This is a genomic window from Arsukibacterium sp. UBA5043 (assembly GCA_002415085.1).
In the GTDB taxonomy this organism is placed as follows: domain Bacteria; phylum Pseudomonadota; class Gammaproteobacteria; order Enterobacterales; family Alteromonadaceae; genus Alishewanella.
In genome coordinates this window covers 149,843-175,912 of sequence record DIBV01000004.1, presented here as the reverse complement: position 1 = coordinate 175,912, position 26,070 = coordinate 149,843, and the positions used below count along the sequence as shown (strand labels likewise).

The following is a 26,070-nucleotide window of genomic DNA, read 5'->3' as shown; positions in this document are numbered from 1 at the left end:
TCGTCAGCGACATCTTAAGGTGGCGGGCCTTGAGATGTCGTGAAAAGGATCCCATGCTATAGGTTCAGCCCTTACATTGACAAGGAAAAGGAGCCCGCCATGGCCACCCGGATTGAACATGACAGCATGGGCGAACTGCAAGTGCCCGCCAACGCGCTGTATCAGGCCCAGACGCAGCGCGCCATCAACAATTTTAAGCTAAGCCCGCTTACCCTGCCGCGGGCCTTTATTCAGGCGATCTTACATATTAAGAAAGCGGCAGCCACAACCAACAGTGAACTGGGTGTGCTGGAACCGGCCATTGCCGGCGCTATTATTTATGCTGCTGAGCAACAACTTGCCCGCACTGAGATGGAACATTACCCGGTTGATGTGTTTCAGACCGGATCCGGTACCAGCACCAACATGAATGTGAATGAAGTGCTGGCCACTCTGGCCAGCAGCAAGCTGGGCCAACAGGTCCATCCCAATGACCATGTAAATGCCGGTCAAAGCAGTAACGATGTTATCCCCACGGCCATTCAGTTAAGCAGTGCCCTGGCCATTCAGAACCAGCTTGTTCCGGCCCTGCGCCATATTCAGGCCGCGCTGGTGCTGAAAAGTCAGCAGATTGGTCATATTGTTAAGACCGGCCGCACCCATTTAATGGATGCAATGCCGGTAAAGTTCGAACAGGTTCTCGGTGGCTGGCAAAGCCAGCTGGCCCACGCTGAGCAATTATTGCAGCAACAATTACCCCGTTTGCAAAAACTCGGGCAAGGTGGCACTGCCGTGGGTACCGGGGTAAATACCCATCCCGACTTTGCAACAGGCTTCGCCGCTGAACTGAGCAAAGATACAGGCCTTGCACTTAGCCCCAGCGACAACTTCTTTTTTAATATCAGTTCGCAGGATTTAGCCGTTGCCTGCTCCGGCGCCTTGAAAACTCTGGCCGTGGCATTGCTGAAAATCAGCAATGATCTGCGCTGGATGAATTCTGGCCCCCTGGCCGGCCTGGCCGAAATAGAACTGGCCGCACTGCAACCTGGTTCATCCATTATGCCGGGCAAAGTAAACCCGGTTATTCCGGAAGCCGTCGCCATGTTAAGCGCTCAGGTAATAGGTAACGACACTACCATTACGGTAGCAGGCCAGTCAGGTAATTTTGAATTGAATGTGATGCTGCCGGTAATTGGTTATAACCTGCTGCAAAGTATCGAGTTACTAAGCAATGGCTGCACCGAGCTGGCCGATAAAGCCATTAGCGAATTTAAAGTGAACGAGGGCAACATTGCAAAATCGCTGGATAAAAATCCAATTTTGGTCACGGCATTAAACCCGGTAATTGGCTATGAAAAAGCCGCCGAAATTGCCAAGAAAGCCTACAAAGAGCAGCGCCCTGTACTTGACGTAGCGTTGGAGCACACCGATTTAAGTAAGGAGAAACTGCAAGAACTGCTAAACCCGGCCAAACTTACTGACAACGGGTAACGTTAGCAATAACCCTAACCAATATCCTTGTCTGAATCGGCGCTGCTGCTTTTGGTCGCAGGCAGCAGCACAACAGCCGCGCCTGATGTCAAGCCGCTGATATTACTGCTATAGTCAGCCTCAGCTTATTGACAACAAAAAAGGGTATCGATGAAACACAGCAAACTTTTTCTGCTCGCCTCTCTGCTGGCCTGTGGCACAGCCTCAGCTGAACCGGTGCTGATCCACAATGTGACAGGATACGGCTTTAATGCAGACCGTGAACTGGTGTCTTTTAGTGCATTAGCATTTGACACTGCCAGCGGCAAAGTACTGGCCAGAGGCGATACAGCAGTAGCACAGGAGTACGCCAAAGCCCGGAGAATTGATGGTGCAGGCAGGACCGTGTTACCCGGCTTAATTGATGGCCATGGCCATGTCCTGGGTTTGGGAGAATACCTGAATCAGGCCGATTTGCGTGGCATTGGCAGCGAACAGGCTACAGTGGCGGAAGTCGCCCGCTTTGCCGCCAGTCAGCCGCAGGCGCCCTGGGTTATTGGTCGCGGCTGGAACCAGGTACTGTGGGACGATAAAGCCTTTCCGGATAAAAGTTTGCTGGATGAAGCGGTTAGCGATCGGCCGGTATGGCTGGTACGGATAGATGCCCATGCTGGCTGGGCCAACAGTAAAGCGCTGGCGGCAGCCGGTATCAGCAAAGATACCCTGGACCCGCCAGGCGGCGAGATTATTCGTGATGGCAACGGCAACCCGACCGGCGTGTTAATTGATAACGCCATGCAACTGGTGCAGCAAAAAATTCCGGCGCCAACCAGTGATGACAAAACCGCCGCCCTGCAGCTGGCCTTTAATCACTTATTAGCACTGGGTATTACCAGCGTGCATGATGCCGGGGTAGATTCCGAACTGGCCGATATATACCAGCAACTGGCCGAAACCCATCAGTTACCACTGCGTTTATATGCCATGTTATCGGCCAAAGATCCGGAGCTTGGCCGCTGGCTGGAGCAGGGTATTGTTGATGATCCGCAAGACTATCTGGATATCCGCTCGGTGAAAATTTACGGCGATGGCGCGCTGGGCAGTCGTGGTGCTGCTCTGCTGGCCGATTACAGCGACCAACCGGGCCAGACCGGCTTACTGGTTACCCAGCCTGATGCATTAACCCAGATTATGCAGCTTACGATGGATGCCGGCTTTCAGGCCAATGTGCATGCCATTGGTGATCGGGCTAACCGGCTGGCATTGGATCGGTTTGAACAACTGGCCACAGCTGAGCAACGTCTGGCCGGTCGTCACCGCATAGAACACGCCCAGATCGTCGCGCCTAAGGATATTCCGCGCTTTAAAACCTTGCATGTGTTGCCTTCTATGCAGGCGGTACACGCCACGTCAGACAAAAATATGGCTGGCGATCGGCTGGGCGTGGCCCGTTTACGGGGCGCCTATGCCTGGCGCAGCTTTATTGATCAGGGCAGCATTATTGTTGGCGGCTCAGACTTTCCGGTAGAGCTGGCGAATCCGTTTCATGGCCTGCATGCATCGGTTACCCGTCAGGATCAGCAAAACCAGCCGCCAGGTGGCTGGCTGCCAGAGCAACGCTTAACCCTGACCGAGGCGCTGCGTTCTTTTACCGTCGATGCCGCCTATGGTGCCTTTCAGGAAGATACTCTGGGGACCTTAGCACCGGGCAGCTGGGCCGACTTTATTCTGGTTGATCAGGATATTTTTAATATCGACCCCAGCCAGTTATGGCAGGTACTACCGGAACAAACCTGGGTACATGGCCAGCAGAAGTTTAATCGCGCCTCTCAGTAACTACAGCTCAGTAGCAACAGCTCATAAAAAAAACGGCGCTTTGAGCGCCATTTTTTTATTTGTCGTCAGCCTGTTTATGCCTGTTCAGGTTCGATAACGTCAGGCTCTGGCTCGGAAAAATCAGGGCTCGCGGCACGGCTATGTTTGTCGCGCAGTTTACCAATGGCCGAACTTAATTTGCGCTGCATTTTGTCGGCGGCACCGGATACGGCCTGGCCAACAGTGGCGGCGTGCTCAGTAATGGCAACGGGCTCCATTCCTTCCGGGCGCGCCTCCAGCAGGCAGCGTTTATCATTGCCGTCATGCTTGGTATTGCCGTTTTCATCACTTAAATGCACTTCAATCCGGGTGACATGATCAGCAAAACGGCTTAATTTATTTTGCAATGTTTCGCGCACAAACTCGGCCAGCCGCTCATCGGCCTGGATATTACGATCACTGTTAATTTGAATTTGCATAGACTACTCCTGATAATGACTCTGGATCGGGACTCACTTTACAGACCCTACCCGCGTCAAATGGTTGCATACTACTCACACTTATCTGGAGACTCTCCATTCTATTCGCAAGGCCAGATAGTGCAATTTATTGCCGATAAAATCAGACAGCACGGTAAAGTCTGGGTAAAATAGCCGTAATTTAGGCCGATACAAGCTGCAAATATGATAAGTAACAAATGGGCCAAACTGATTAAATCGCTGCATCAGAAAAAGTACCGCAAAGCCGAGCAGCTGTTTTTTGTTGAAGGTGAAAAAGCGGTGCTGGAAGTGCTGGCTTCGGGCTGGACAGTGCCGGCGTTATTTGCCACCGATGTTTTTATTCAGCAACATGCTCAGGCGGTGAAAGCCGCTGCGTTACTGCAACCATGCAACAGCGACGAGCTGGTTAAAGTGGGCACCTTCATTAGCAACGACGCTGCACTGGCGGTGGTAGAAATACCACAATGGCCAGAGTTCAGTGCTGGCACCGCCAGCTGGACCCTGGTGCTGGATAATATTAACGATCCGGGTAATCTGGGTACGATTATCCGCATCGCCGACTGGTACGGCATCAAACACATTATAAGCTCACCTGACACAGCCGATTGCTTTAATCCCAAAGTAGTGGCCGCCGCCAAAGGCTCATTCCTGCGGGTGCAATTACATTACCAGCCGCTGGCTGAGACATTAGCCCGCACCAACATGCCGGTATACGGTGCTTACCTGGGCGGGGAAAATGTCCATCAGCTTAAGCTTAACCAGGCCGGTGGCTATATTGTGCTTGGCAATGAAGCTAATGGTATCAGCAATCAAGTAAGCCAATATATCAGTCGCAAAATTACTATTCCGGCCTTTGGCGGCGCAGAATCGCTGAATGTTGGCATAGCGGCAGCGGTTATTTGCGACAATCTGCTAAGGCTTAGCCATTAACAGCTCTCTGGCTTTGCGCTAAACTGGCAGCATTGTGTTGTTCATTCACCGGCGGTTTTAGTATGACATTTCCTACCATCGAGCATGAAGTCGGTAATACCCGGCTGGTAAAGCTGCAGCGGATGGCAGCCCATACTAACAGCACGGTATTATTAAAACTGGAGGGCGATAACCCGGCGGGCTCGGTGAAAGACCGGCCAGCACTGAACATGATTGTCCAGGCCGAATTACGTGGTGACATCAAACCTGGCGACCGGATAATTGAAGCCACCAGTGGCAATACCGGCATTGCCCTGGCGATGGCAGCGGCAATTAAAGGCTATGCCATGACCCTGATAATGCCGGATAACGCCACCGAAGAGCGCAAAAGCTCGATGCGCGCCTACGGCGCAGAACTGATTTTAGTCAGCAAAGAGCAAGGCATGGAAGGTGCCCGCGATTTAGCGCTGCAGATGCAAGCGCAGGGTAAAGGTATTGTGCTGGATCAGTTTAATAACCCCGACAACCCGGCGGCTCACTACGCCAGCACCGGGCCCGAAATCTGGCAGCAAAGCCAGCAGCAAGTCACTCATTTTGTCAGCAGTATGGGCACTACCGGAACCATTATGGGGGTGTCTCGTTATTTGAAAGCGCAAAACCCGGCTATTCAGATTATCGGTCTGCAACCGGCCGAGGGCGCCAGTATCCCGGGGATCCGGCGCTGGCCCGAGGCTTATCTGCCCGGCTTTTTTGATAAAAGCCGGGTCGATCTGATTATTGATATCAGCCAGGATGATGCGCTAAACGCCATGCGCCGCTTAGCAAAAGAGGAAGGTATTTTTGCCGGGGTCAGTTCTGGCGGTGCAGTGCATGCCGCGATTCAGCTGGCTGAGCAAAATAGCAATGCGGTTATCGTGGCGATAATCTGCGACCGGGGCGATCGCTATTTATCTGCTGATATCTTTTAACTGCAGCCATTACTCTTCACCATCGCTGGCTATTCCCCAGCCGGGGCATTCAATTCGGTGGGGACTGGTTTGGTATAACTTCCTAATTAGACTATCCTTGTAGCCTCTGCGTTATCAATTATTCCGCTAATATAAGGTCCGCTTATGAAAACCCACTGCAGAATCGCCCTGATCGCTGCCGCTGGTTGTCTAGTGTCACCAGCTTCGTTTGCCGCTACTCCTGCCGAGACAGATGAAATAAAGCAGCAACTTACTCTGTTAAAGGCGCAAATTGCAGCGCTGGAAGCGCGCCTGGAAGAACAGGAGCTGGAGCAAACTGCGCTTAGCGAGCAACAGGCCGAACTTACTAACGTTGCCAAAGCAGAACTGGCCGAAAATATTGATGAAGACGGCATTAAGCTTGGCGGAGCTATCCGCACAAATTATAGCCACACCTCGTACAGTGAAGGCAACAAAGACCGTGGTGGCGATTTTGCGCTGGATATTTTCCGGCTGAATTTAAATGGCAGCATCGGAGATGTGTTACTTAACGCCGAAATCCGCTTTTTTGATTATATGACTGCGGTTAAATACGCCTACGTAGGCTATCAGCTTACTGACGACTGGCAGGTGCAAGCGGGTATTACTCAGGTTCCGTTTGGCAACTGGCCCTATAACTCTCACAATTGGTTTTTCAGTACCAATTATTATATCGGGCTGGAAGATGATCACGATTTAGGCATTTTATTTAAGCGCCAGCTTAGTGATAACTGGCAACTGGATCTGGGTTTCTTCAAAAATGATGAATTAGGTGGGGTGGATGGTTATGTCGGCAGCAGGGCCGACCGTTATTCCTACGATATTGTTGGTGCCCGCCTGCCCGGTGACGGTATCTATGATGATCCAGCCCAGCCTCTGGGTGAGTACAATACTTTAAGCGGCCGCTTTGGCTATCACGTTAGTCATGGTGACTTGAAAACGGAGCTTGGCGTTTCAGCGCTGGCAGGTGGCCTGCATAATGGCCAGTCGCGGGCGGGGGATTACAACGCCTGGGCTGTGCACAGCAATAGCTACTACAACAACTGGAATCTGCAACTGCAATATACTCAATATCAGTACGATATTGATGGTGTCGACCGGATGGCTGTTGGTGCCTATGCCTTCTATGACTCTATTGCTGCAGAAGCCACTTCGGCGACGGTAAATCTGGCTTACAGCATGCCGGTTGAATGGGGCCCGGTAACCGGCTTACAATTTTACAACAATTACGGCCTGGTCTATGACAAATCAGATGGCAGTCGCGACACGATGATGAATATTACCGGCTTCTCTGTTGCAGCGGGCGGTTTGTTTACCTATTTCGATTTGGTGCATGCCAAAAATCAACCTTTTGTCGGTGGCAGTGCCAGTGGCGATAGCAGCGAAACCGAGCGCCGTTTCAATATTAATATTGGCTACTATTTCTAAAATAATAACAAGGACATAATAATGACAACTGAAAAGGATCCGATGATCCCAGATGGCAGAGTTAATCCAATTGATACCGATTATCAGGTAGGTCAGGATAACATCGTAGTGAAATTAGGGCCATTTGGTCTGGATATTCACAACCGGGTGTTCCTGATCTCCGGGCTGAGCATTGTTGCCTTTGTATTGCTTACCCTGATTTTTCATGTCCAGGCTGCAGAGATTTTCAGCGATATGCGCGGCTGGCTTACCAGCAATCTCGATTGGTTTTTTATCAGCGCCGCCAACATTTTTGTGCTGTTATGCCTGGGGTTAATTGTGTCTCCTCTGGGTAAAGTACGCTTAGGTGGCACTGAGGCTACCCCTGACTTCAGCTATATCGGCTGGTTTTCGATGCTGTTTGCTGCCGGTATGGGTATCGGCCTGATGTTTTATGGTGTATCTGAGCCGTTGTCCCATTTTAACAGTGCCATGGCCGGAACGACGATAGAAGATGGCGTACGCACTGATTGGGCGCCACTGGCCGGTGCTGCTGGCGATGCATTAGCCGCTGAGCGTCTTGGTATGGCCGCTACTATTTACCACTGGGCCCTGCACCCCTGGGCTATTTACGCCATTCTGGCGTTGGGTCTGGCACTATTTTCATTTAATAAAGGCTTGCCGTTGACAATTCGCTCGGTTTTTTACCCCCTGCTGGGCGAGCGGGTTTGGGGCTGGCCCGGACATATTATTGATATTCTGGCCGTGCTTGCCACCTTGTTTGGCCTGGCTACCTCCTTGGGTTTGGGAGCATCGCAGGCTAGTGCCGGCTTAAATTATCTGTTTGACTGGCCGCAAGGAATCACTACCGAGGTGCTGCTGGTAATTGGCATTACCCTGATCGCCCTGTTTTCAGTGCTGGCCGGTCTGGAAGCCGGCGTAAAGCGGCTATCAGAAATTAATATGGCCCTGGCAGCTTTACTGCTGCTGTTTGTCATTATCGTTGGTCCAACGCTGGCCATTTTAACTGGTTTTTTTGCCAATTTAGGGGCATATTTCCAGTATTTACCCGAGCTGGCCAACCCGGTAGGTAGGGAGGATACCAACTTCTCTCAGGGCTGGACGGCCTTCTACTGGGCCTGGTGGATCAGCTGGTCGCCGTTTGTCGGCATGTTTATCGCACGGGTTTCGCGCGGCCGTACCGTACGCGAGTTTTTAGTTTCGGTATTACTTATTCCGTCGCTGGCCTGCGTGCTGTGGATGACCGTGTTCGGCGGAACCGCAATTAGTCAGGTGGTTCATGATGGTTATATGGCTGCCGTTGAAGCGGCGTTGCCCCTGCAGCTATTCAGCATGCTGGATGCGCTGCCACTGGCCGGTATTACCTCTTTTATTGCCATTATTCTGGTCGTCGTATTTTTTGTTACCTCATCAGACTCCGGATCTCTGGTTATTGATACCATCGCTGCTGGCGGTAAAGTGAATGCACCAACCCCGCAACGGGTATTCTGGTGTACCTTCGAGGGCCTGGTCGCTATCGCCTTAATACTGGGTGGCGGTCTGGTGGCGTTACAAGCGATGGCAGTGTCGACTGGATTTCCCTTTACCATAGTGTTGTTAGCATCCTGCATCGCGGTGGTCAAAGGCCTGATGTCTGAACCACGCGGTAACTAAGCAAATTTGCCAATGGGAAGAGGCCAGTGGAAATAGAGCAGATAGAAATATTGGAGTTTTTGAAACGGCATTCGCCGTTTCAGGAACTGCCGGCTGAACAAGTACAGCAGGTGGCACTCAGTATTGATATTGGCTATTTTAAGGCTGGTAGCGATATTCTGCGTTATAACGAGCCGCTGCACGCGCTCCATCTGGTGCGAAGTGGCGCAGTTGAAACTTTCCGCCGCAATGGTGATTTATACAACCGGCTGAGTGAAGGTGGTATTTTTGCTGAGCAAGGCCTGTTGCGTGGCGGCAAAGTACGTTTTCCGGCTTCCGCATTGGAAGATACCCTGATCTACTTTATTCCCGATGAAGTGTTTCAGCAGTTGTTTGATGAAAATGAGTTTTTTGCTGACTATATGCAGGTTGGTGATAGCGAGCGACGTAAAACCAGCAAAGCCAGCACCCAGGCCCGCGCCGATTTGCTCGGTGCCACGGTCAGCACGCTGTTAAGCCGGGACCCTGTTACCATTGGTTCCGACGCCAACGTCTGGCAGGCTGCCCAATTAATGACGGAGCAAAAGGTGTCATCATTGCTCATCCTGGATCAGGATCAACATCTTACCGGTATTATTACTGACAAAGATATCCGCGCCCGGTTGGTAGCGCCGGGTTTAAAATCTGAAACGCCCGTTGCCGACATTATGTCGGCCAATCCCGTTACTATTGAACAACAACAGTACATTTTTGAAGCGATGATGTTGATGCTACGCCATAACCTGCACCATTTGCCGGTAGTAAAACGCCAGCGAGCCGTTGGCGTGATCGCTATTTCCGATATTATTCGCTTCGAATCACAAAACAGCCTGTATGTGGTAAGCCGCATTTTTCGCCAGCATACCGTTGCTGATTTGCAAACATTGGTGCCCGACGTTCATGCCTGCTTTATCCGGATGGTCAACGAAGATGCTAATTCGCAAATGATTGGCAGTGCCATGGCGGCTATCGGTCGGAGTTTTAAACAGCGGCTGCTGGAACTGGCTGAAGCAGAGCTTGGACCACCACCAGTGCCCTATTGTTTTTTAGCGCTGGGATCGATGGCCCGTGATGAACAACTAGTGCTGACCGATCAGGACAATGCACTGGTGCTGGACAACCGCTATGACCCGGCACAGCACGACAACTACTTTCAGCAACTGGCCCGTTTTGTGTCAGATGGACTGGCGGCTTGTGGCTATACTTACTGCACAGGCAACGTGATGGCGACCAATAAAGAGTGGCGCCAACCGTTAAAAGTATGGCAGCAATATTTTCAAAGCTGGATAGAAAAACCCACGGCAGAACGTTTGCTGCAATCCTCAATTTTTTTCGATATTGATGGCGTTTGGGGGCATACCCAGTGGGCTGAACAATTACAGAAACTGGTCAGTAAACTAGCAAGAACAAAACCGCTTTTTCTGGCCAGCATGACCCGTAATGCGCTTAACCGCACCCCACCACTGGGTTTTTTTAAAGATTTTGTGATGGAGCAGGACGGCAAACAAAACAATAGCTTAAATATTAAAAGGCGTGGTACTGCGCCCTTTGTCGATTTAATCAGGGTGCATGCGCTCGCCATCGGCTCAACAGAAAGCAACTCTTTCAGCCGCCTGCAGGATATTACCGCCGCAGGAGTATTGCCCAAGGGCCGGGCCGAGGACCTGCGCGATGCCTTTGAGGTTATCGCTTTAACCCGTATTCGCCATCAGGCTGCAGCGCTGCGCCAGGGCATTGAGCCTGATAATAATGTACTGCCAGAGCAGCTGTCAGAATTTGAGCGTAAGCACTTAAAGGAGGCGTTTCAGGTACTGAGTAACGCCCAAAAATTTATGAAATTTCATTTTAAGGCCTGAACAAACAATGCTTTATCTGGGCCCAACCAAGCAAGAAGATAGCCCACGCCCGGCAACCAGCACCGACTGGCAGCGGTATTATCAGCAACAGGCGGCGAGTGTTACCCACCCTTTATTGCAACAATTTTACAGTGCAGGCATGGTAGCCGCCACTACGCCGATCGACGAGGTACCACTGGTGGCTATTGATTTTGAAACTACCGGCCTTAGTGCTGATAACAACGGCATTGTCAGTATTGGCTTAGTGCCTTTTAACCTGCACTGCATTTTCAGCTCAAAAGCGCAGCAATGGCTGCTTAAACCCCGTTTTCAGCTTAGTGACAACTCCGTTACCGTGCACCGGATAACCCATTCAGAGGTAAAAAAAGCTCCGGATTTAAACGCTGTACTGCCTGAACTGTTGCCGTTACTGGCCGGCAAGGTAGCCGTGGTACATTACCGCCAGATAGAACGCAATTTTCTCTCTGCCAGTGTTAAGGTTCGGTTAGGTGAGAATATCTTATTTCCAGTGATTGATACCCTGGAGCTGGAAGCCCGCTTGTACCGGACAAAGCCATTAAGCTGGTGGGATAAAGTACGCAAACGGCAGCAGGTTTCGATCCGGCTTGATGCCAGCCGCAGCCGCTACAACCTGCCACCATACCGGCCACATCATGCCGTAACGGATGCCCTGGCCAGTGCAGAATTATTGCAGGCACAAATTTGCCACCGGTTCAGCCCTCAGACACCGGTTGGCGAGCTATGGTGCTAATGGCGTCTTACGTTAGTAACACCACCTTGCAATTGCCGTTGACCAGAGGCATAGTAGCGTAAATAGCACACAGGTCAGACCACAATGAACCAAGCCGATACTTTCATGCCCGCGACAACCAAACCCAACAAACTGCAGCGAATCGTCAGTAAATGCTATCAACTACCACAAGCGCTGCACGCCTTTGCGTTAAGCACGGTATTTGGCCGGGTCATTAAATTTGCCGGCACTGCCGGGGTTGAAGTGCTGGAACTACAGGGCGCCCGTTCAGTGCTGCGATTAAAAAACCGCAAAAAGGCGCAAAATCATATCGGCTCGGTGCATGCCGCCGCTACCGGTTTACTGGCTGAATCGGCCACCGGTTTTTTAGTCGGTATTCACCTGCCCGATAGTAAGTTACCCTTGCTAAAACAAATGCAAATTGATTATATAAAACGCTCGACGGGTGATTTAACCGCAATAGCAAGCCTGACCGACGACCAGATAGCTACAATGCATAACGACGATAAAGGTGAAATCACCGTCGCCGTCACCATCACCGATAGTGCTGGAATAGAACCGGTAAATGCCAGCGTGACCTGGGCCTGGATCCCGAAAAAGCGCTGAACAGGGCGCAGTGCCGCAAGCGGCCTGAACGAGCAGACTGGAAACCCAAGGAAGCCAGCCTGCTTATTATCACGGCTTATCAGTTAGCTGCCAATCACTCCGCCGTCGTTTTTAGTAACCACTACCGTGGCCGAGCGTGGCCGGCTGTTGCCACCGTCTGGCCAGTTACTGGTGAAATTGTCGGGGGAGGAGCGATCGCCGGGGTGCTGAATGTTAACAAACAAGGTTTTCATATCCGGCGTGGCGCTGATGCCTGTGACTTCACAGTCGGTTGGCCCCACTAAAAACCGTTTAATCTGCCGGGTTACCGGATCGGCAACCAACATCTGATTATTGCCATATGGGCCTTCACCTTGCTGGCTGCCGCTCATATCGGTCTGGATCCATAGCAAGCCGTTTTTATCAAACCATAAGCCGTCAGGACTGGCCAGGTGGTTGTCTTGGGTTAATGTCAGCTCACTGTCAGGAGTGGTAGTGCCCACGTCACCGGCCAGCAGGAAAATATCCCAGTCAAAGGCGGTAGCTTCCTGACTGTTGCGCTCTTGCCAGCGAATAATATGGCCAGCAGCATTTGCCGCACGCGGGTTGGCTGCATCGGTTTGCTGTTCAGTGCGAGCGGTATTATTGGTAAGGGTAAAATATACCTCACCAGTGTCAGGATGTACCGCGCCCCATTCTGGCCGGTCCATTTTAGTGGCACCCGCAATGTCAGCCGCCAGCCGGGTATTTATCAGCACATCGGCCTGATCAGCGAACACCACTTCTGCCGCTGCAGCTTTAGCGGCAAACTCGGCATTATTAAGGTCCAACGGCAGCCATTCACCGCTGCCATCATCGTTAAAGCGTGCAACGTACAATGTACCCTCATTAAGCAAATAGCCACCTGCCGTGTTCTGAAAATACGGCGCTGCCGAGACAAATTTATAGATATACTCAAAACGTGAGTCATCACCGGAATAAAACACCAGCGGTTTGCCCTCTTCCAGCTTGCCAAAAATGATCCCTTCGTGCCCAAAACGACCGAGTGCTGTACGCTTTTGCGGCACGCTATCGGGGTTAAAGGGGTCAATTTCCACAATCCAGCCGAAAGTATTTGGTTCGTTGCGATAATCACCGCTGGCATCGTCGGCCAGTGTGCTGGCGTTAAAACGTTGATATTGGTCGGCTGCAGGTGTGGCGGTTTCCCACAAGTACCGGCCATTACTTGCTGGCACGCCATAGCGCCGCTGTTCACGTGGTTGCTCGGCATCTTTGTTGACAAAATAACCTGCCCAGTTTTCTTCGCAGGTTAAATATGTCCCCCAGGGCGTATAGCCATTACCACAGTTATTTAAAGTACCGCGGGTACGATGGCCTTCCGGGCTGTATTTAGTGATGACTTTCGCGCTGCCACGTACCGGGCCTGCCAGTTCCATGGGTGTGGCACCGGTAATACGGCGGTTAAACGGGCTGTTATTAACCAGCGCCCAGCTACCATCTGCTTGCTTTTGAATATGAGCTACTGAAACACCATGTGCGGCCACCTCTTTACGCACTTCGTCGGCCAGTCGCGGTACCGTCGTGATACCGTTGGGGTGGATCAGGTTGTTGTCGATATATTCATGATTAAACACCAGCAGGCCTTCTTCTGAACTTGTGGCACTGGTTCTGCTGTCGATAGGGAAAAAGTGCATACCGTCATGGTGCATTCCTACCTGTTGTTCCTGATCGCTGCCACTGTTGCTGCCATCAGCCAGATAAGTAGGATAACTGCCACTTAGCGGAGTGCCCCAGGGCAGGAACGTTCTGGCAGTGTAGCCTTCAGGCACAGTAATGGTATCGGCGCGCTGAGTCGCAATAGCAGCAAATCCCAGAAGCGGAGCGGTGGTAACAGGCGGCACGGTTGGCGCTACCGGCGTGGTTTCATCATCACTACTGCTGCAGCCAGCAAGTGTACCACCAAGAAAAGCCGCCATAGCAGCACCCATACTGCCTTTGATAAAGTTACGCCGGGCCATCCGGCTGTCGACTATCGCGGCAAAAGTGGGGTTCAATGAAAAATTGGTTTGCGGGTCAACACCCGAGTTATCAATACTAATGGACATTGCATTCTGGTTGTTTTTACTGACGGTCATTATTATTACTCCGGCTTAAAACGGATGATTAGGCCGCTCTATTAAACCGGTGTTAAATGGCAAAACCGTTACAGTTAAATAGCATTTTTGTGATCTTTGCGCCGTGATTGGTCATGTTGTTTGTTGCAGGCTACTGGCGCAGCAAGGGTTGCCTCTGATATAGTTCTTTAACAGTGCGTTAGCGCAGTAAATAAGGAAACTTAGTGTATGCAATGGCAAGTACAGACTTTTGCCGATCTGGATACCTTAACACTGTATTCGATGTTGCAGTTACGGGTTGATGTATTCGTGGTAGAACAAAATTGTCCTTATCCGGAGCTGGATGATAAGGATCTGCACCCGCAAACCCGCCATATTATTTTAAAGAAAGGTGACAAAGTTATTGCCTACTCACGGGTACTGGCACCTGACGTCAGTTTTGCCGGCTTTCCCGGTATTGGCCGGGTGTGTGTTTCACAAACTGCCCGCAGGCTTGGCCTTGGCCGGGTGTTAATGGATAAAACCCTGGAAGTGACAAAGCAATACTGGCCCGATATGGATATTCATATCTCAGCCCAGTGTTATTTACAGCAGTTTTATCAGGAATCTGGCTTTGAAAGTGCCAGTGAGCCTTATCTGGAAGATGATATTCCGCATCTAAAAATGATTAAACGGCTGCCTCAGCAAAACAACAGGTAAACACGACGACAATGGCGGCCCAGCTCTTTGCCGCCTCTAACCAACCAGATTTTCCTGCCATTCTGACCACATTAGATACCACTGATGCCCGGTATTCGCCGGTTTCTCCGATAACAGCGTCATGCCAGGCCGGTATCGAATTAATAGCGGTATAAACATCTTACTGCCAATTTTCAGATTGTCTCCGCCAGCTAACTAATTTATTAACCGCAAATCAAATGAGATTGATTCGCATTTTTAGTTATGGTTTAATTGCGGCCATTGAATTTAGCCCGTTATTTAAAGGAGTTGCTATGCGGACGAAGATGTCACGCTTATCATTAGCTGTAGCACTTGCTACCGTATCATTGAGTGCTGCAGGCCAGCAGCAGATCGACACTGCTGTTGCCAGCAATGTGGAGACCAATGTTGAACACAGCGCCGAACAAAAAAAGATAATGCCTGCACTCGAAGTTATCCGGGTGGTGGGTAATGGTAATCCGGTTCTACTGGAGCAAACCGGCACCGTTGTAGTGGTTAATCGCCAGCAAATTGAACAAATTCAGCCGTTATCTACAGAAGACATTCTGCGCCGCATTCCTGGTATCAACATCAAAAGTGAAGAAGAAACCGCTATCGTCGCTAACTTTGGCATGCGTGGCTTATCTGCCAGCGAATCAAAGTCGCTAATGCTGGAAGACGGCGTGCCGGTAGCACCGGGTTTATTTGTCGGCAACGATCGTTATTTTAACCCGCGCATCCAACGGATAGAGCAAGTTGAAGTGTTGAAAGGTTCAGCCTCATTGCGCTATGGCCCGTCTACTATTGGTGGCGTGGTCAACTATCAAACCAAAACGCCGGATGACGGCGTAACGGTAACCGGTCGCACCGGCTCCTTCAATATGCAGGAAGTCAGTGTTGAAGCTGGCGGCAAGAGTGTTTCGGGCGATGCCTTTGCCGGCATAGTCGCCACCCATGCCAGCAGCGACGGCTTTATGGATAAAGACTATGAAATGACCGATGTGATGGCCAAAGCCGGGGTGATTTTCAGTAATGATCAAAAGCTGGGAATTAAAGTATCGCGCTATGAAAACGATGCCAACATCTCCTATCGTGGTTTGCTGCTGGGTGACTATCTGGCCGGCGCCGACTACAACCCGGCACCAGATGATTATTTCCTAACCGATCGCACGGCATTCGACATTAACCACGAGTGGACCCTTTCTAATCAGGCAACCTTAAAAACCTTGCTGTACTGGAGCGAAATGAGCCGTGATTACTGGCGCTATAATGTCGATACGGCAGCATCAAACGACGCCGGACGTTGGGTTTATACCGACGCCCTAACCGGTAACAACCGCTCGTTTGACCGGGTGGGCATTGAGACCCGTCTGAACATAGACCATAACCTGGCCGGGATGGTTGCCAGCAGTGAGTTTGGCCTGCGTTTTATGCAGGAAGAAGCTAACGATACCCGTATTCGTGCAGTACGCAGTAGTGATCGTACTGGCCTGAACGATCGCCATATTATTGATTCAGCTGACAGCGTGGCCGCTTATGCCCAGAGCCGGATTGAGCTCACTGAGCACTTCGCTGTTACGCCTGGCCTGCGGGTTGAATCCTACGAGCAGACCCGTCTGGTGTTGTCTGATGACAATGCGACAGCGAGCACCAGCAATACCGAGTTTTTACCTGGTGTTGGCATGACTTATAACCTGAGCGACTCTGCCCAGTTATACGGCGGTGTGTACCGGGCTTTCTCCCCGGCATCAAATGGCGTGGCCCTGGACGGCCTGACCGATCAGCAGCTGGATGGCGAACGCTCAACCAACTATGAACTTGGCCTGCGCGGAACACGTGGCGCGATGAACTATGAAGTTGCGGCCTTTGCTATGGATTTCAGCAATCAGGTAGTAACTGGCAACAGCGATCCTAATTTATCGCAGTCTAATGCCGGTGCAACTGAACATCTGGGTATGGAGTTTTTACTGGGTTATCAGCTGGGCGGCGGTTTTAGTATAGATAGCAACGCCACCTGGGTACCAACCTCAGAGTTTAAATCAGGTGAAAATCAGGGCAATCGCCTGCCGTACGCACCAAAAATCGTTGCTAACCTGGCGCTGAATTACCAGCTAGAGCAATTAAGTGCCGCCTTGTCGGCGCATCACCGTGGTGAGCAATACGGCGACGCTAGCAATACGGTTGCGATTCCTGATAATGCGGCCGGCGGGATCTGGGGCGGTCTGCTGCCATCTTACACAGTATTGGATATAACCGCGCAGTATAAGCTGGCAGACAATATCCGCGTGTTTGGTGCAGTGAAAAACCTGACCGACAAACGTTATATTACCGGCCTGCGTCAGGGCATCTATGTTGGGCCAGAACGTTCATTCGAACTGGGCGTCAGCTACAGCTTCTAAGCTGACTGCTTTATCTGAAAGCCTCTGCCTTGCAGGGGCTTTTTTTTATTTCAACTTTGCGGTTGCCCGTACAGCTGCTCAGCACGGTTAAATAAAATCCAGCTGGTTAAAATGTACTTGTCATTAGAAACCGGCGTACAGCCACGATGGGTGTGGGTAAAATAAGCCGGTGCAATAACCATGCGGCCTGTTTTCGGGCTGATAGCCTTATTCTGATAATAAAACTCGGTCTGGCCGCCTTCTGCTACATCATTTAAATAAAACATAAATAACAAGGTACGGTGCAGTGGTTCGTTGTGAGGTAGCTGCGGATACACTTCACAGTGCCAGTAATTATAATTGCCCTTCTCGGCCTGATATTTCTGCGCTTGTATCGGCCCTAAACGATATAAGGTACGCATAAAATCACTGGCCTTCGGGGCGCCAAATTCGGCATAATTTTCATGAGTAATCGGCAGCGGCTGGCCAGTTTCGGGGTGGCTTACAGTTAAGCCAACGGGTGCTATCAGGGCGAAATGATACTTAGCAAAGTATTCAGCAGCATAGCGGCTGGTAACATCAACAATGTGCTGCAAGGCTGCCTGATATTCCGGATGCTGATTTAAATATAAATCGGTACTGATTTTCTTGCTGGTATCTACCCCGGCACCCGTGCGTCCGGTTACTACATGCGGGCTGTTATCAAAATGCGAGATTAGCTGTTGGCAAAAGTCCGGGCTTAACGCATTATCGTACACCTCTATAAAATCTGTCATGAGAATTCCTGGTTATGTTTAGTGAAATTATCCAGCCCCGTTTTTCGGAAACCGACGCCCTGGGGCATATTAATAACACGGTTTTTGCAGTGTGGTTTGAAGGGGCCCGCACGGCACTTTTTCGTATATTTACCCCAGAGCTTAATCTGAAACAATGGCCATTAATCATTGCCCGGGTCAGTATCGACTATCATGCCCAAACTCAGTATGGTGAGCCAGTAGAAATTCGTACCTTTATCAGCCGTCTTGGCGGCAGCTCATTCGATGTGTATCAGCAAGCCTGGCAAAACGGCATCAAATGCGCCACAGGCACCACCGTAATGGTGCAGTTTGATTATCAGCACCAACAAGCCAGAGCCTTAACAGAGCAACAGAAAACAACGCTTTCCCAGCATTTATTTGTCCCGATTGACCGTTAACCATTGGTCGTTGGTCGAAAGGTACTGGCATTCAATGCCAACAGGGGCTAGCGTGCTACTAACACTAACACAGGTAAATATTATGAAATTACGCCTATCTGCATATCTGCTGGCCAGCACCACCTTGCTGGCCAGTGTTGCTGCCAATGCCTTTGACAGGGTTACCGGCCACGATTTTGCCAGCCGTTCAGAAGTTATCGCCCAGAATGCCATGGCCGCTACCAGCCACCCACTGGCTACCCAGATTGCCCTGGATATTATGAAGCAAGGTGGCAACGCGATAGACGCGGCCATTGCTGCAAACGCCGCACTCGGTTTAATGGAGCCCACCGGCAATGGTATTGGCGGCGATTTATATGCGATTGTCTGGGATGCCAAAACAGGCAAACTACATGGTTTAAATGCGTCGGGGCGCTCACCACTGAGTTTAAGCTACGACATGCTGGCAAATGAGCTGGAAAAGCTCGGTCGCCAAGACTTACCGCCACATGGCATGTTGCCTATCAGCGTTCCCGGGGCAGTAGATGGCTGGTTTGAATTGCATAACAAATTTGGCAAGCTGAAAATGACTGACATCCTGCAGCCTGCTATTAACTATGCTGAGCAGGGCTTTCCGGTTACCGAGCTTATCGCCTATTACTGGAACCGTTCAGTTCCGATACTCAGCCCGCAGCCGGGTGATTTTAAAGGCACCTTTACTATTAATGGCAAGGCGCCGGCCAAAGGCCAGATTTTTAAAAACCCAGCGCTGGCCAATACCTATAAAGCACTGGCCAAAGATGGCCGTGACGCCTTTTATAACGGCGATATCGCCGTGCAGATCGATCGTTTTATGCGCGCCAATGGCGGTTATCTGCGCTTTGCTGATTTCGCAAACCATCGTTCTACCTGGGTAGAGCCAGCGGGCGTCGATTATAAAGGTTATACTCTGTGGGAGCTTCCTCCAAATGGTCAGGGCATAGCAGCACTACAAATGCTGCAAATTCTGAAGAACTTTGATTTAAAAGCCATGGGTTTTAATACCCCACAAAGCATTCACACCCTGGTTGAAGCAAAGAAACTGGCGTTTGAAGACCGCGCTAAGTTTTATGCCGATCAGGATTTTCATAAAACACCACTCCAGGGGTTAATATCGGCAGAGTATGGTCGCGAGCGGGCGAAACTGATTGGCGAACGCGCGGCACAACGCGTTGATGCCGGTAATCCACACCTGTACGAAGGCGATACGATTTACATGACCACGGCCGACAAAGACGGCAATATGGTGTCATTAATTCAGAGTAATTACCGCGGTATGGGCTCCGGCGTTGTGGTGCCAGGGCTGGGTTTTGTATTTCAGGACCGCGGCCAGCTGTTCTCGATGGATAAAAACCACGCTAACGTTTATCAGCCCGGTAAACGGCCATTTAATACCATTATTCCGGCGTTTATCACCAAAGACGGTAAGCCGTTAGTCAGCTACGGCGTAATGGGCGGTGCCATGCAGCCGCAGGGTCATGTGCAAATCCTAATCAATATGGTGGATTATGGTATGAACCTGCAAGAAGCGGGTGACGCGGCCCGTTGGCAGCACCTTGGCAATACGGAGCCAACTGACGGCCAGGATACTTACCTGACCAACGGCGGTTATATTGAAGTGGAACGGGGCGTGCCATATAGCACCGTGCACGGCCTGATGCAAAAAGGCCATGATGTGCGCTACGGTTTAGGTGGCTATGGCGGGTATCAGGCCATTATGAAAGATCATCAAAACGGCACTTATATTGGCGCATCAGAGTCACGTAAAGATGGCCAGGCAGCTGGTTACTGATACAGGAACCTAATGGACAATAACGAACAAAATATGCATAACCGTTATCCGCTGGAAAATTTACCCTCCCCGGCCGAAGTCAGCGGCGTGAACGCCGCTAATTTTGCCGAAAAAGTGACGGATCATTATCGACCGGTAGTGCTGCGTGGCTTTGCTGCGCAGTGGCCACTGGTTCAGGCCGCGCAGCAATCTTTGCCTGAGGCCGCAGCTTACCTGTTGGCACGAAGTAACAATAAGCCACAAAAACTGGTTAGTCTCCCTGCAAAAACCGGCGGTCGGCTATTCTACAATACAGACATAAATGGCATGAATTTCAGTGCCAGCCAACAGCCGCTAAATACCGCAATTGATACCATGCTTAACAGCAACCATGGCGACAGCAATCATTACTGTGTGCAATGTGTACCGGTGGCAGATAACTTCAGTGCCTTATTACCTGAATTAACCAATCCGCTGCTAAACCCGGCACCTAAGCCGTTTATCTGGTTGGGTAGCAGGGTTACCGTACCGGCTCATTTTGACGAAGCCAGTAATATTGCGGTGGTGGCAGCGGGCAAACGGCGTTTTACCCTGTTTCCACCAGAGCAGGTTGCTAATCTTTACATTGGCCCACTTGATTTAACCCCGGCCGGCCAGCCAATAAGTATGGTTAATTTACAACAACCGGATTTACAGGCACACCCCTTGTATGCCAACGCGTATCAGGCTGGTTTGTCAGTGGAGCTTAGCGCAGGTGATGCTATCTATATTCCCAGCCCATGGTGGCATAGCGTCACCTCGCTTAGCGATTTTAATGTGCTGGTAAACTACTGGTGGAGCAATGCCTACGTTGCCAGCGCTTTGCCGTTGCCCATGTTACTGCATGCTATCCAAGCCTTTAATCATATGGCGCCGGGCGAGCGACACGCCTGGCAGCATATGTTGCAACATTATTTATTTAACCCGACAGATCCGTTGGCACATATATCCGAAGATGCCAGAGGGGTCCAGGGCAAGCTAACACGGCCACTGGCGCAAGGGCTGCATCAATGGCTGGCTGCGCAGCTCAACCGCTAGATTAACTGCAGTTGTTCAAGTAATCAGTGTCTTAACATCAACATCAGCATGGTCGCTGGCCATAAAAGCCAGCGCGGCTGCCAAATCTCCATTAAAAGGCTCACTGGCAATCCGCTGTTTACGGGCGCTGATCCGCTCGGCCGCTTTTAAATAGCGCATGACCTGTTCCCGGCTGGTTAATTGCAATCTTGGTACAGATAAGGTGGCACCACTTTCATCTTTGGCGATCATGGTAAAGTATGATGAGTTGCAATGTTTGATAATGCCCGTTTGAATATTCTGCGCGTCGACCCGGATCCCAACCATCATCGAGGTATTGCCAACATAATTTACTGAGGCTTTTAAGGTGACCAATTCACCTACTTCGATCGGATTTAAGAAATCGACCCGGTCAACCGAGGCTGTCACACAATAACTGCCGCTGAATTTTGAGGCGCTGGCAAACGCAATCTGATCCATTAACGACAATAAATAACCACCATGAATTTTACCGCTGAAGTTAGAATGTGAGGGCAGCATTAATTGCGATAAGGTAATTTCTGAACTCTCGATCGTTTTATAAATTGCCATAGCCAGCCCCACGTCTTTGATGTTAGTTAACTTGCACTGGTTTATCTTGTACCAGGATCCAGGGCGAAATTACCACAGCCCACAGCTCAGTATTATTATCAAACCATTGCTGTGCCTGTTGCTCGGTGGTACGTTCTACTGTGCCCTGTGCCAGCCAGTCGGCGACCTGCTCTTTGTCGTCGGCACTGAAGGCAAACGCCACGTTTACTAAGTCGTGCTCAGCGCTGATCGTAACTACCGAGCCTGCTGCGTAAAATTTCTGCAGTTGCGGCCAGTTAATTCTGGCTGTTTCACTGATAATCTTTGCTTTACGCAACTCTGGATTTTCGGCATCTTCTGCCAGCTGGGCATCTGGGGGCGTTATTGCACTCATTACCGTATCCTCTGTCAAAAAAGCTAAGTGTAAAACAGGCTGTAGCCTTACTCCAGCTCTTCGTCTTCCGCGGCCACCTGTGCCGCGCTAAGGTCATGTTTTTTCAATAACTTGTAAAAGTCGGTGCGGTTTCGTCCTGCCAGTTCAGCAGCGCGGGTTACATTGCCCTCAGTCATTTTCAGTACGCGAACTAAATACTGGCATTCAAATTGGTCGCGGGCATCAGTCAGTGTCGGCCAGTAGCTGCTGTTTTGCGACAGCGCCTGCTCTACCAGGCGCTGGCCAATAACCGGGCTATGAGTTAACGCAACACATTGCTCTACCACATTGACCAACTGCCGCACGTTACCGGGCCATTTTGCTGTCGCCAGGGTTTGCAACGCATCGTCAGCAAAACGGGTTACTTTGACATTATGCCGCTCGGCGCTAAGCGCCAACACATGACGGGCCAGCAATGGAATATCTTCCGGCCGTTGCTCCAGGCCCGGCAATTGCAAATTAACCACATTTAACCGGTAGTATAAATCTTCCCGGAAGCTGCCCTCTGCCATGGCCTGTTGTAAATCACGATGGGTTGCCGATAATACTCTGACATTGATTGGAATACTTTTGCTGCTGCCTACTGGCCGGATTTGCCGCTCCTGCAAGGCTCTTAACAATTTCACCTGCAGTGCCACCGGCATATCGCCAATTTCATCTAAAAACAGCGTACCGCCATCGGCTTCACGAAATAGCCCACCATGCTCAGAAACGGCTCCGGTGAAAGCGCCTTTGCTATGACCAAATAATTCAGATTCCAGCAAGTGCTCTGGTAAGGCACCACAATTTATCGCGACAAAATGTTGTTTGGCGCGAGGGCTGGCTTTATGAATAGCTTTAGCCAGCAACTCTTTACCGGTGCCACTGGCGCCGGTGATGAGTATACTGACATCCCGCTGCGCTACCCGATAAGCTTGCTCCAGCAAGGCGGCCATCAGTGGGCTGCGGCTGACAATTTCCTCACGCCAGTCGGCCTGCTCGGGTACCGACTGGTGCACAGCTTGCTGCAAAATATCACGCAGCTCTGCATTGTTCAGTGGTTTGGTTAAAAAGCCGAACACCCCGCGCTGGGTCGCAGCCACGGCTTCCGGTATAGAACCGTGCGCCGTCATCAGTACTACCGGCAACCCTTTATAACGTTTTGCGATTTCATCAAATAAACTCATGCCGTCCAGACCTGGCATCCGTAAGTCGCTTAATACCACATCGAAGCTTTGTTTATTTAAAATCGTTAGTGCCGTTTCTGCACAATCGGCATTGACTACCTGATAGCCCTCACCTTCCAGCCTTAAGGTTAGCAGGCGCAACAGGCTGGGGTCGTCGTCAACCAATAATAATCGCGGTTTAGGGTCGGCCACTGTTACCCCCGTTGATACTTTGATTCAGTTGCGCTTCTATCTGGGTGAGTGCATCAATTTTTTTCTGCAAATCTTTGTTCTTTTTTTGCAGTCGCTCAATATTTTCATGCTGCTGGGCATTAAGTCGGGTAAGGGCGCTAACCGCGGATTCCGTTTCCAGTAATTTCTGATTCAAGGTTAGATCCCAGCTAAAAAGTGCGGCCAGTCCTGGTGGCAACGTGGCAATTTGCTCCGCTAACTGCATCTGCACCCGAAGCCTTGTTAAGTAAGGGGTATCTGGATGCAGTTGCACCATAATTCTCTGCAGTATTTGTACCTGGTTAGGTTCGGCCTGATCCGCTAACGCCTCGCGCCATGCGGCCAGGTTATCCAATATACTGGCCCGATACTCAACCCAGGCTTGCAATGTAGCTGCATCATCGTTCAGGCTTAGCACAACCTCACTGTTTGATTCGCTGATTTGTGGTAAGACAACTTGTTCTGCTAATTCCGGCTCTGCTTCAGGTTCTGCTACAGGCGGATGCTGGTTTAACAGCTGGCAGCCTGACAGCGTAGCCAGCAGTATTATCAGCATGATTCTCATGTTATTTTTCCTCTAACAGTGGCAGGCGCACTCTGATACATACATCCGCATAAACCACATCTACAATATCAGCATGGCCACCCAGCAGCCGGGCACAGTCAGCCACAATTGACAAACCAAGACCCGACCCCTGAATCGCATCGAACCTTGGGGTCGTTCCACGCTGAAAGGGTTCAAATAATTTTTCACGCAATGCGGTGGGGATAGGTGCACCATTATTGGCCACATCCAGCACCAGCATATCGTCTTTTTTATACAGTTTAACCCATACCGGGCTACTTTCTGCACCATAAGCCTGGGCGTTATTGATCAGATTATCCAAAATACGCCGGAACAACGTGTCATCGGTATAGATACTGCTCAGCTGACAATCCAACTTTATTTGTTGTTGGCGCTGCTGCAGCGATAAGGCGTGGTCGGCAAAACAGGCTTGCAACAGTTGTTGTGGCACCTGACGACTTAATTCGGGTTTAGCTTGCTGCAGCAGCCGGTTATAATCCAGTAGTTGCTCTGTCAACTGGCTTAAGCGGTCGGCACTGCCATTGAGCAGCATAACAACTTCAAGCTGCTGGGGGTTAAGCGGACCTAACAGTTGTTCAGTAAGCAAAGCGCAACCTTCCCGAATACTGGATAACGGTGTTTTCAATTCATGAGATGCATGGCGTAATAGAATAAGCCGGAGCGCTTCCAGTTGCTGTAAGCGTGAGCTGAGCCAGCGCAACTGCTCACCCAGCTCTGACAATTCACGAGGCCCATCAAGCTTTCCGTCAGGGAAATGTTGCTGCTGACCAATCGCCCGGATCATTTTATCCAGTTTTTTAACGGGCGCGGCCACCCGACCCGACGCCCACAACACCAATAACAAGGTTAACAGCACCAGTGCTACTGTTTGCCAGGCCTGGCGCTGCTGCGCGTCCTGCACCAGCTGCTGCTGATTAACCAGCCGCTGCTCCAGTAAGTCCCATATTTGCTGACTAATCCGCTGCTGCCGCAACCTGATTTGCTGCAACTGCTGCTCCAGAGGGGCGCCACTAAGCTCAGAGAACTGCGCGGCCAGTTGCTGTAAATCTGCCTGTTGTTGCAGGCAATCACTTAGTTCTGGTAAATCGTTACACAGCTCGCTAAGGCTGGCCTGCTGGTTACTGATATGGCTTTGGGCTACCCGGGCCAGTGCGTCGGTTTTCACCACTGCGTACTGGCGAACAGCCCGTTCAATATCCACCACCAGATTTTGCATATTTTCGGCCCGACGCACACTAATCACTGCCCGTTCAGCCTCATTGGTCGCAAACCTGCTTAATCCTGACAAGGCTTTATGGCTTTGCCACATCAGCACCCCAACCGGGATCATAGCCAGCAAAAAACTCAGGATAACCAGTTGACGCAATGAGGCGGTTTGCAAAGGGAAACGCATAGGCAGTTAAACTCTGAGAAAGTTAGCGCTAGCATAACCTGTTTAACTAAAAAAAACAGGCCAGTAAGGAGGGCTGGCCTGAACAAACATCCAGCAAAACGCTGAACTCATGGGAATATGTTTGGTGTATTTCGGCTTGCGGGTTTAAACCGCTGTATAGTTTACCGCTTCAGTGCGGCTAGCCGTATGGATAACAGCAGCCTGCTGTTGCTCCCAAGCCTGAACACTGGGGTTATTTAAATCCACACGACGTAGCATTGTTACCACTAACATCATATTGGCAACGAGGAACATCGTGATAAAAACTAAGAATAAATCCATAACACACCTCCGGTAATTACCTAAGGTATATCAAGTGTCGTGCCAAGTTTTAATATTTGTTTTATTTCAGATGGTTATGTATTTTTTACGTTTGGAATTTTCTATTTCTGGTTAATAGTGTCTGCTATTAGAGACACTATTAACCAGCTTAATATTTAACTGTTATTAATCAATCAGTTAAGCTGTATGCCTTTTGCGACAGTATTTATA

Annotated in this window: 24 protein-coding genes; 15 read left to right on the top strand and 9 right to left on the bottom strand. The window is 50.5% G+C overall.

Features of this window, described 5'->3' with window-relative positions; translation table 11 throughout:
• The first annotated feature begins 99 nt into the window (after positions 1-99).
• Together B2Q61_RS04990 and B2Q61_RS04985 are read left to right on the top strand one after the other, a co-directional pair.
• Positions 100-1,470 carry a class II fumarate hydratase gene (locus B2Q61_RS04990; RefSeq protein ID WP_290620115.1) on the top strand — a complete coding sequence of 457 codons (1,371 nt, stop codon included), beginning with the start codon at positions 100-102 and terminating at the stop codon, positions 1,468-1,470.
• Between the two features lie 150 nt (positions 1,471-1,620).
• Positions 1,621-3,285, top strand: coding sequence for an amidohydrolase (locus tag B2Q61_RS04985; protein WP_290620113.1), 1,665 nt, complete (start codon positions 1,621-1,623; stop codon positions 3,283-3,285).
• 74 nt (positions 3,286-3,359) lie between these two features.
• On the opposite strand, the gene B2Q61_RS04980 is transcribed toward B2Q61_RS04985, so the two are convergent.
• Complete coding sequence (locus tag B2Q61_RS04980; RefSeq protein WP_290620111.1) at positions 3,360-3,743, bottom strand: HPF/RaiA family ribosome-associated protein; 384 nt, start codon at positions 3,741-3,743, stop codon at positions 3,360-3,362.
• A 204-nt stretch (positions 3,744-3,947) separates the two neighbouring features.
• Here B2Q61_RS04980 and B2Q61_RS04975 point away from each other — a divergent pair, with 204 nt between their 5' ends.
• The 7 genes from B2Q61_RS04975 (at position 3,948) to B2Q61_RS04945 (ending at position 11,971) form a co-directional block, all read left to right on the top strand.
• Entirely contained in the window at positions 3,948-4,694 is a 747-nt protein-coding gene (locus B2Q61_RS04975) for a TrmH family RNA methyltransferase (protein ID WP_290620109.1), read from the top strand.
• 62 nt (positions 4,695-4,756) lie between these two features.
• Positions 4,757-5,641 carry a cysteine synthase CysM gene (cysM, locus tag B2Q61_RS04970; RefSeq protein WP_290620107.1) on the top strand — a complete coding sequence of 295 codons (885 nt, stop codon included), beginning with the start codon at positions 4,757-4,759 and terminating at the stop codon, positions 5,639-5,641.
• A 192-nt stretch (positions 5,642-5,833) separates the two neighbouring features.
• The gene (locus tag B2Q61_RS04965) at positions 5,834-7,087 is read left to right on the top strand and encodes a porin (protein ID WP_290620105.1); all 1,254 of its coding nucleotides are present in this window, start codon (positions 5,834-5,836) and stop codon (positions 7,085-7,087) included.
• 21 nt (positions 7,088-7,108) lie between these two features.
• Positions 7,109-8,740 (top strand): BCCT family transporter, encoded by a 1,632-nt coding sequence (locus B2Q61_RS04960; protein ID WP_290620103.1) that lies wholly within the window; start codon positions 7,109-7,111, stop codon positions 8,738-8,740.
• Between the two features lie 26 nt (positions 8,741-8,766).
• Positions 8,767-10,614 carry a DUF294 nucleotidyltransferase-like domain-containing protein gene (locus B2Q61_RS04955; RefSeq protein WP_290620101.1) on the top strand — a complete coding sequence of 616 codons (1,848 nt, stop codon included), beginning with the start codon at positions 8,767-8,769 and terminating at the stop codon, positions 10,612-10,614.
• A gap of 7 nt (positions 10,615-10,621) precedes the next feature.
• Positions 10,622-11,365 carry a 3'-5' exonuclease gene (locus tag B2Q61_RS04950; RefSeq protein ID WP_290620099.1) on the top strand — a complete coding sequence of 248 codons (744 nt, stop codon included), beginning with the start codon at positions 10,622-10,624 and terminating at the stop codon, positions 11,363-11,365.
• 84 nt (positions 11,366-11,449) lie between these two features.
• A complete protein-coding gene (locus B2Q61_RS04945; protein WP_290620097.1) occupies positions 11,450-11,971 on the top strand; it encodes a DUF4442 domain-containing protein in 522 nt (173 codons plus the stop codon).
• 83 nt (positions 11,972-12,054) lie between these two features.
• On the opposite strand, the gene B2Q61_RS04940 is transcribed toward B2Q61_RS04945, so the two are convergent.
• Positions 12,055-14,085 carry a PhoX family protein gene (locus B2Q61_RS04940; protein WP_290620095.1) on the bottom strand — a complete coding sequence of 677 codons (2,031 nt, stop codon included), beginning with the start codon at positions 14,083-14,085 and terminating at the stop codon, positions 12,055-12,057.
• 207 nt (positions 14,086-14,292) lie between these two features.
• Here B2Q61_RS04940 and B2Q61_RS04935 point away from each other — a divergent pair, with 207 nt between their 5' ends.
• From B2Q61_RS04935 to B2Q61_RS04925, 3 genes are all read left to right on the top strand, one after another.
• The gene (locus tag B2Q61_RS04935; protein WP_290620093.1) at positions 14,293-14,763 is read left to right on the top strand and encodes a GNAT family N-acetyltransferase; all 471 of its coding nucleotides are present in this window, start codon (positions 14,293-14,295) and stop codon (positions 14,761-14,763) included.
• 11 nt (positions 14,764-14,774) lie between these two features.
• Positions 14,775-14,918 (top strand): hypothetical protein, encoded by a 144-nt coding sequence (locus B2Q61_RS04930; protein ID WP_290620091.1) that lies wholly within the window; start codon positions 14,775-14,777, stop codon positions 14,916-14,918.
• 138 nt (positions 14,919-15,056) lie between these two features.
• Positions 15,057-17,162: a TonB-dependent receptor family protein gene (locus B2Q61_RS04925; RefSeq protein ID WP_290620089.1), complete on the top strand. Its 2,106-nt coding sequence runs from the start codon at positions 15,057-15,059 to the stop codon at positions 17,160-17,162.
• 50 nt (positions 17,163-17,212) lie between these two features.
• Here the strand turns inward: B2Q61_RS04925 and B2Q61_RS04920 are convergent, their stop codons facing one another.
• A complete protein-coding gene (locus tag B2Q61_RS04920; RefSeq protein WP_290620087.1) occupies positions 17,213-17,917 on the bottom strand; it encodes a 2OG-Fe(II) oxygenase in 705 nt (234 codons plus the stop codon).
• A 14-nt stretch (positions 17,918-17,931) separates the two neighbouring features.
• Between B2Q61_RS04920 and B2Q61_RS04915 the strand changes: the two genes are divergently transcribed.
• The 3 genes from B2Q61_RS04915 to B2Q61_RS04905 all read left to right on the top strand — a co-directional run bounded on the left by B2Q61_RS04915 (position 17,932) and on the right by B2Q61_RS04905 (position 21,202).
• A complete protein-coding gene (locus B2Q61_RS04915) occupies positions 17,932-18,336 on the top strand; it encodes an acyl-CoA thioesterase (RefSeq protein ID WP_290620085.1) in 405 nt (134 codons plus the stop codon).
• An 82-nt stretch (positions 18,337-18,418) separates the two neighbouring features.
• Positions 18,419-20,146: a gamma-glutamyltransferase gene (ggt, locus tag B2Q61_RS04910; protein WP_290620083.1), complete on the top strand. Its 1,728-nt coding sequence runs from the start codon at positions 18,419-18,421 to the stop codon at positions 20,144-20,146.
• A 12-nt stretch (positions 20,147-20,158) separates the two neighbouring features.
• A complete protein-coding gene (locus B2Q61_RS04905; protein ID WP_290620081.1) occupies positions 20,159-21,202 on the top strand; it encodes a cupin-like domain-containing protein in 1,044 nt (347 codons plus the stop codon).
• Positions 21,203-21,217: 15 nt separating this feature from the next.
• Here the strand turns inward: B2Q61_RS04905 and B2Q61_RS04900 are convergent, their stop codons facing one another.
• The 6 genes from B2Q61_RS04900 to B2Q61_RS04875 all read right to left on the bottom strand — a co-directional run bounded on the left by B2Q61_RS04900 (position 21,218) and on the right by B2Q61_RS04875 (position 25,860).
• Entirely contained in the window at positions 21,218-21,772 is a 555-nt protein-coding gene (locus tag B2Q61_RS04900) for an acyl-CoA thioesterase (protein WP_290620079.1), read from the bottom strand.
• Positions 21,773-21,794: 22 nt separating this feature from the next.
• The gene (locus B2Q61_RS04895) at positions 21,795-22,145 is read right to left on the bottom strand and encodes a DUF2288 domain-containing protein (RefSeq protein WP_290620077.1); all 351 of its coding nucleotides are present in this window, start codon (positions 22,143-22,145) and stop codon (positions 21,795-21,797) included.
• Between the two features lie 47 nt (positions 22,146-22,192).
• Positions 22,193-23,542, bottom strand: coding sequence for a sigma 54-interacting transcriptional regulator (locus tag B2Q61_RS04890; RefSeq protein ID WP_290620075.1), 1,350 nt, complete (start codon positions 23,540-23,542; stop codon positions 22,193-22,195).
• Positions 23,529-24,125 carry a hypothetical protein gene (locus tag B2Q61_RS04885; protein ID WP_290620073.1) on the bottom strand — a complete coding sequence of 199 codons (597 nt, stop codon included), beginning with the start codon at positions 24,123-24,125 and terminating at the stop codon, positions 23,529-23,531. Before B2Q61_RS04885 ends, B2Q61_RS04890 begins: the two co-directional genes overlap by 14 nt.
• Position 24,126: 1 nt before the next feature.
• Positions 24,127-25,539 carry a sensor histidine kinase gene (locus tag B2Q61_RS04880; RefSeq protein ID WP_290620071.1) on the bottom strand — a complete coding sequence of 471 codons (1,413 nt, stop codon included), beginning with the start codon at positions 25,537-25,539 and terminating at the stop codon, positions 24,127-24,129.
• 144 nt (positions 25,540-25,683) lie between these two features.
• A complete protein-coding gene (locus B2Q61_RS04875; RefSeq protein WP_290620069.1) occupies positions 25,684-25,860 on the bottom strand; it encodes a hypothetical protein in 177 nt (58 codons plus the stop codon).
• Between the last annotated feature and the right edge of the window lie 210 nt (positions 25,861-26,070).

Coding starts and splice junctions, on each gene's coding strand:
- B2Q61_RS04990 (WP_290620115.1), top strand. CDS start 100: ATGGCCACCCGGATTGAACATGACAGCATGGGCGAACTGCAAGTGCCC.
- B2Q61_RS04985 (WP_290620113.1), top strand. CDS start 1,621: ATGAAACACAGCAAACTTTTTCTGCTCGCCTCTCTGCTGGCCTGTGGC.
- B2Q61_RS04980 (WP_290620111.1), bottom strand. CDS start 3,743: ATGCAAATTCAAATTAACAGTGATCGTAATATCCAGGCCGATGAGCGG.
- B2Q61_RS04975 (WP_290620109.1), top strand. CDS start 3,948: ATGATAAGTAACAAATGGGCCAAACTGATTAAATCGCTGCATCAGAAA.
- cysM (WP_290620107.1), top strand. CDS start 4,757: ATGACATTTCCTACCATCGAGCATGAAGTCGGTAATACCCGGCTGGTA.
- B2Q61_RS04960 (WP_290620103.1), top strand. CDS start 7,109: ATGACAACTGAAAAGGATCCGATGATCCCAGATGGCAGAGTTAATCCA.
- B2Q61_RS04950 (WP_290620099.1), top strand. CDS start 10,622: ATGCTTTATCTGGGCCCAACCAAGCAAGAAGATAGCCCACGCCCGGCA.
- B2Q61_RS04945 (WP_290620097.1), top strand. CDS start 11,450: ATGAACCAAGCCGATACTTTCATGCCCGCGACAACCAAACCCAACAAA.
- B2Q61_RS04940 (WP_290620095.1), bottom strand. CDS start 14,085: ATGACCGTCAGTAAAAACAACCAGAATGCAATGTCCATTAGTATTGAT.
- B2Q61_RS04935 (WP_290620093.1), top strand. CDS start 14,293: ATGCAATGGCAAGTACAGACTTTTGCCGATCTGGATACCTTAACACTG.
- B2Q61_RS04930 (WP_290620091.1), top strand. CDS start 14,775: ATGGCGGCCCAGCTCTTTGCCGCCTCTAACCAACCAGATTTTCCTGCC.
- B2Q61_RS04925 (WP_290620089.1), top strand. CDS start 15,057: ATGCGGACGAAGATGTCACGCTTATCATTAGCTGTAGCACTTGCTACC.
- B2Q61_RS04920 (WP_290620087.1), bottom strand. CDS start 17,917: ATGACAGATTTTATAGAGGTGTACGATAATGCGTTAAGCCCGGACTTT.
- B2Q61_RS04915 (WP_290620085.1), top strand. CDS start 17,932: ATGTTTAGTGAAATTATCCAGCCCCGTTTTTCGGAAACCGACGCCCTG.
- ggt (WP_290620083.1), top strand. CDS start 18,419: ATGAAATTACGCCTATCTGCATATCTGCTGGCCAGCACCACCTTGCTG.
- B2Q61_RS04905 (WP_290620081.1), top strand. CDS start 20,159: ATGGACAATAACGAACAAAATATGCATAACCGTTATCCGCTGGAAAAT.
- B2Q61_RS04900 (WP_290620079.1), bottom strand. CDS start 21,772: ATGGCAATTTATAAAACGATCGAGAGTTCAGAAATTACCTTATCGCAA.
- B2Q61_RS04895 (WP_290620077.1), bottom strand. CDS start 22,145: ATGAGTGCAATAACGCCCCCAGATGCCCAGCTGGCAGAAGATGCCGAA.
- B2Q61_RS04885 (WP_290620073.1), bottom strand. CDS start 24,125: ATGAGAATCATGCTGATAATACTGCTGGCTACGCTGTCAGGCTGCCAG.
- B2Q61_RS04880 (WP_290620071.1), bottom strand. CDS start 25,539: ATGCGTTTCCCTTTGCAAACCGCCTCATTGCGTCAACTGGTTATCCTG.
- B2Q61_RS04875 (WP_290620069.1), bottom strand. CDS start 25,860: ATGGATTTATTCTTAGTTTTTATCACGATGTTCCTCGTTGCCAATATG.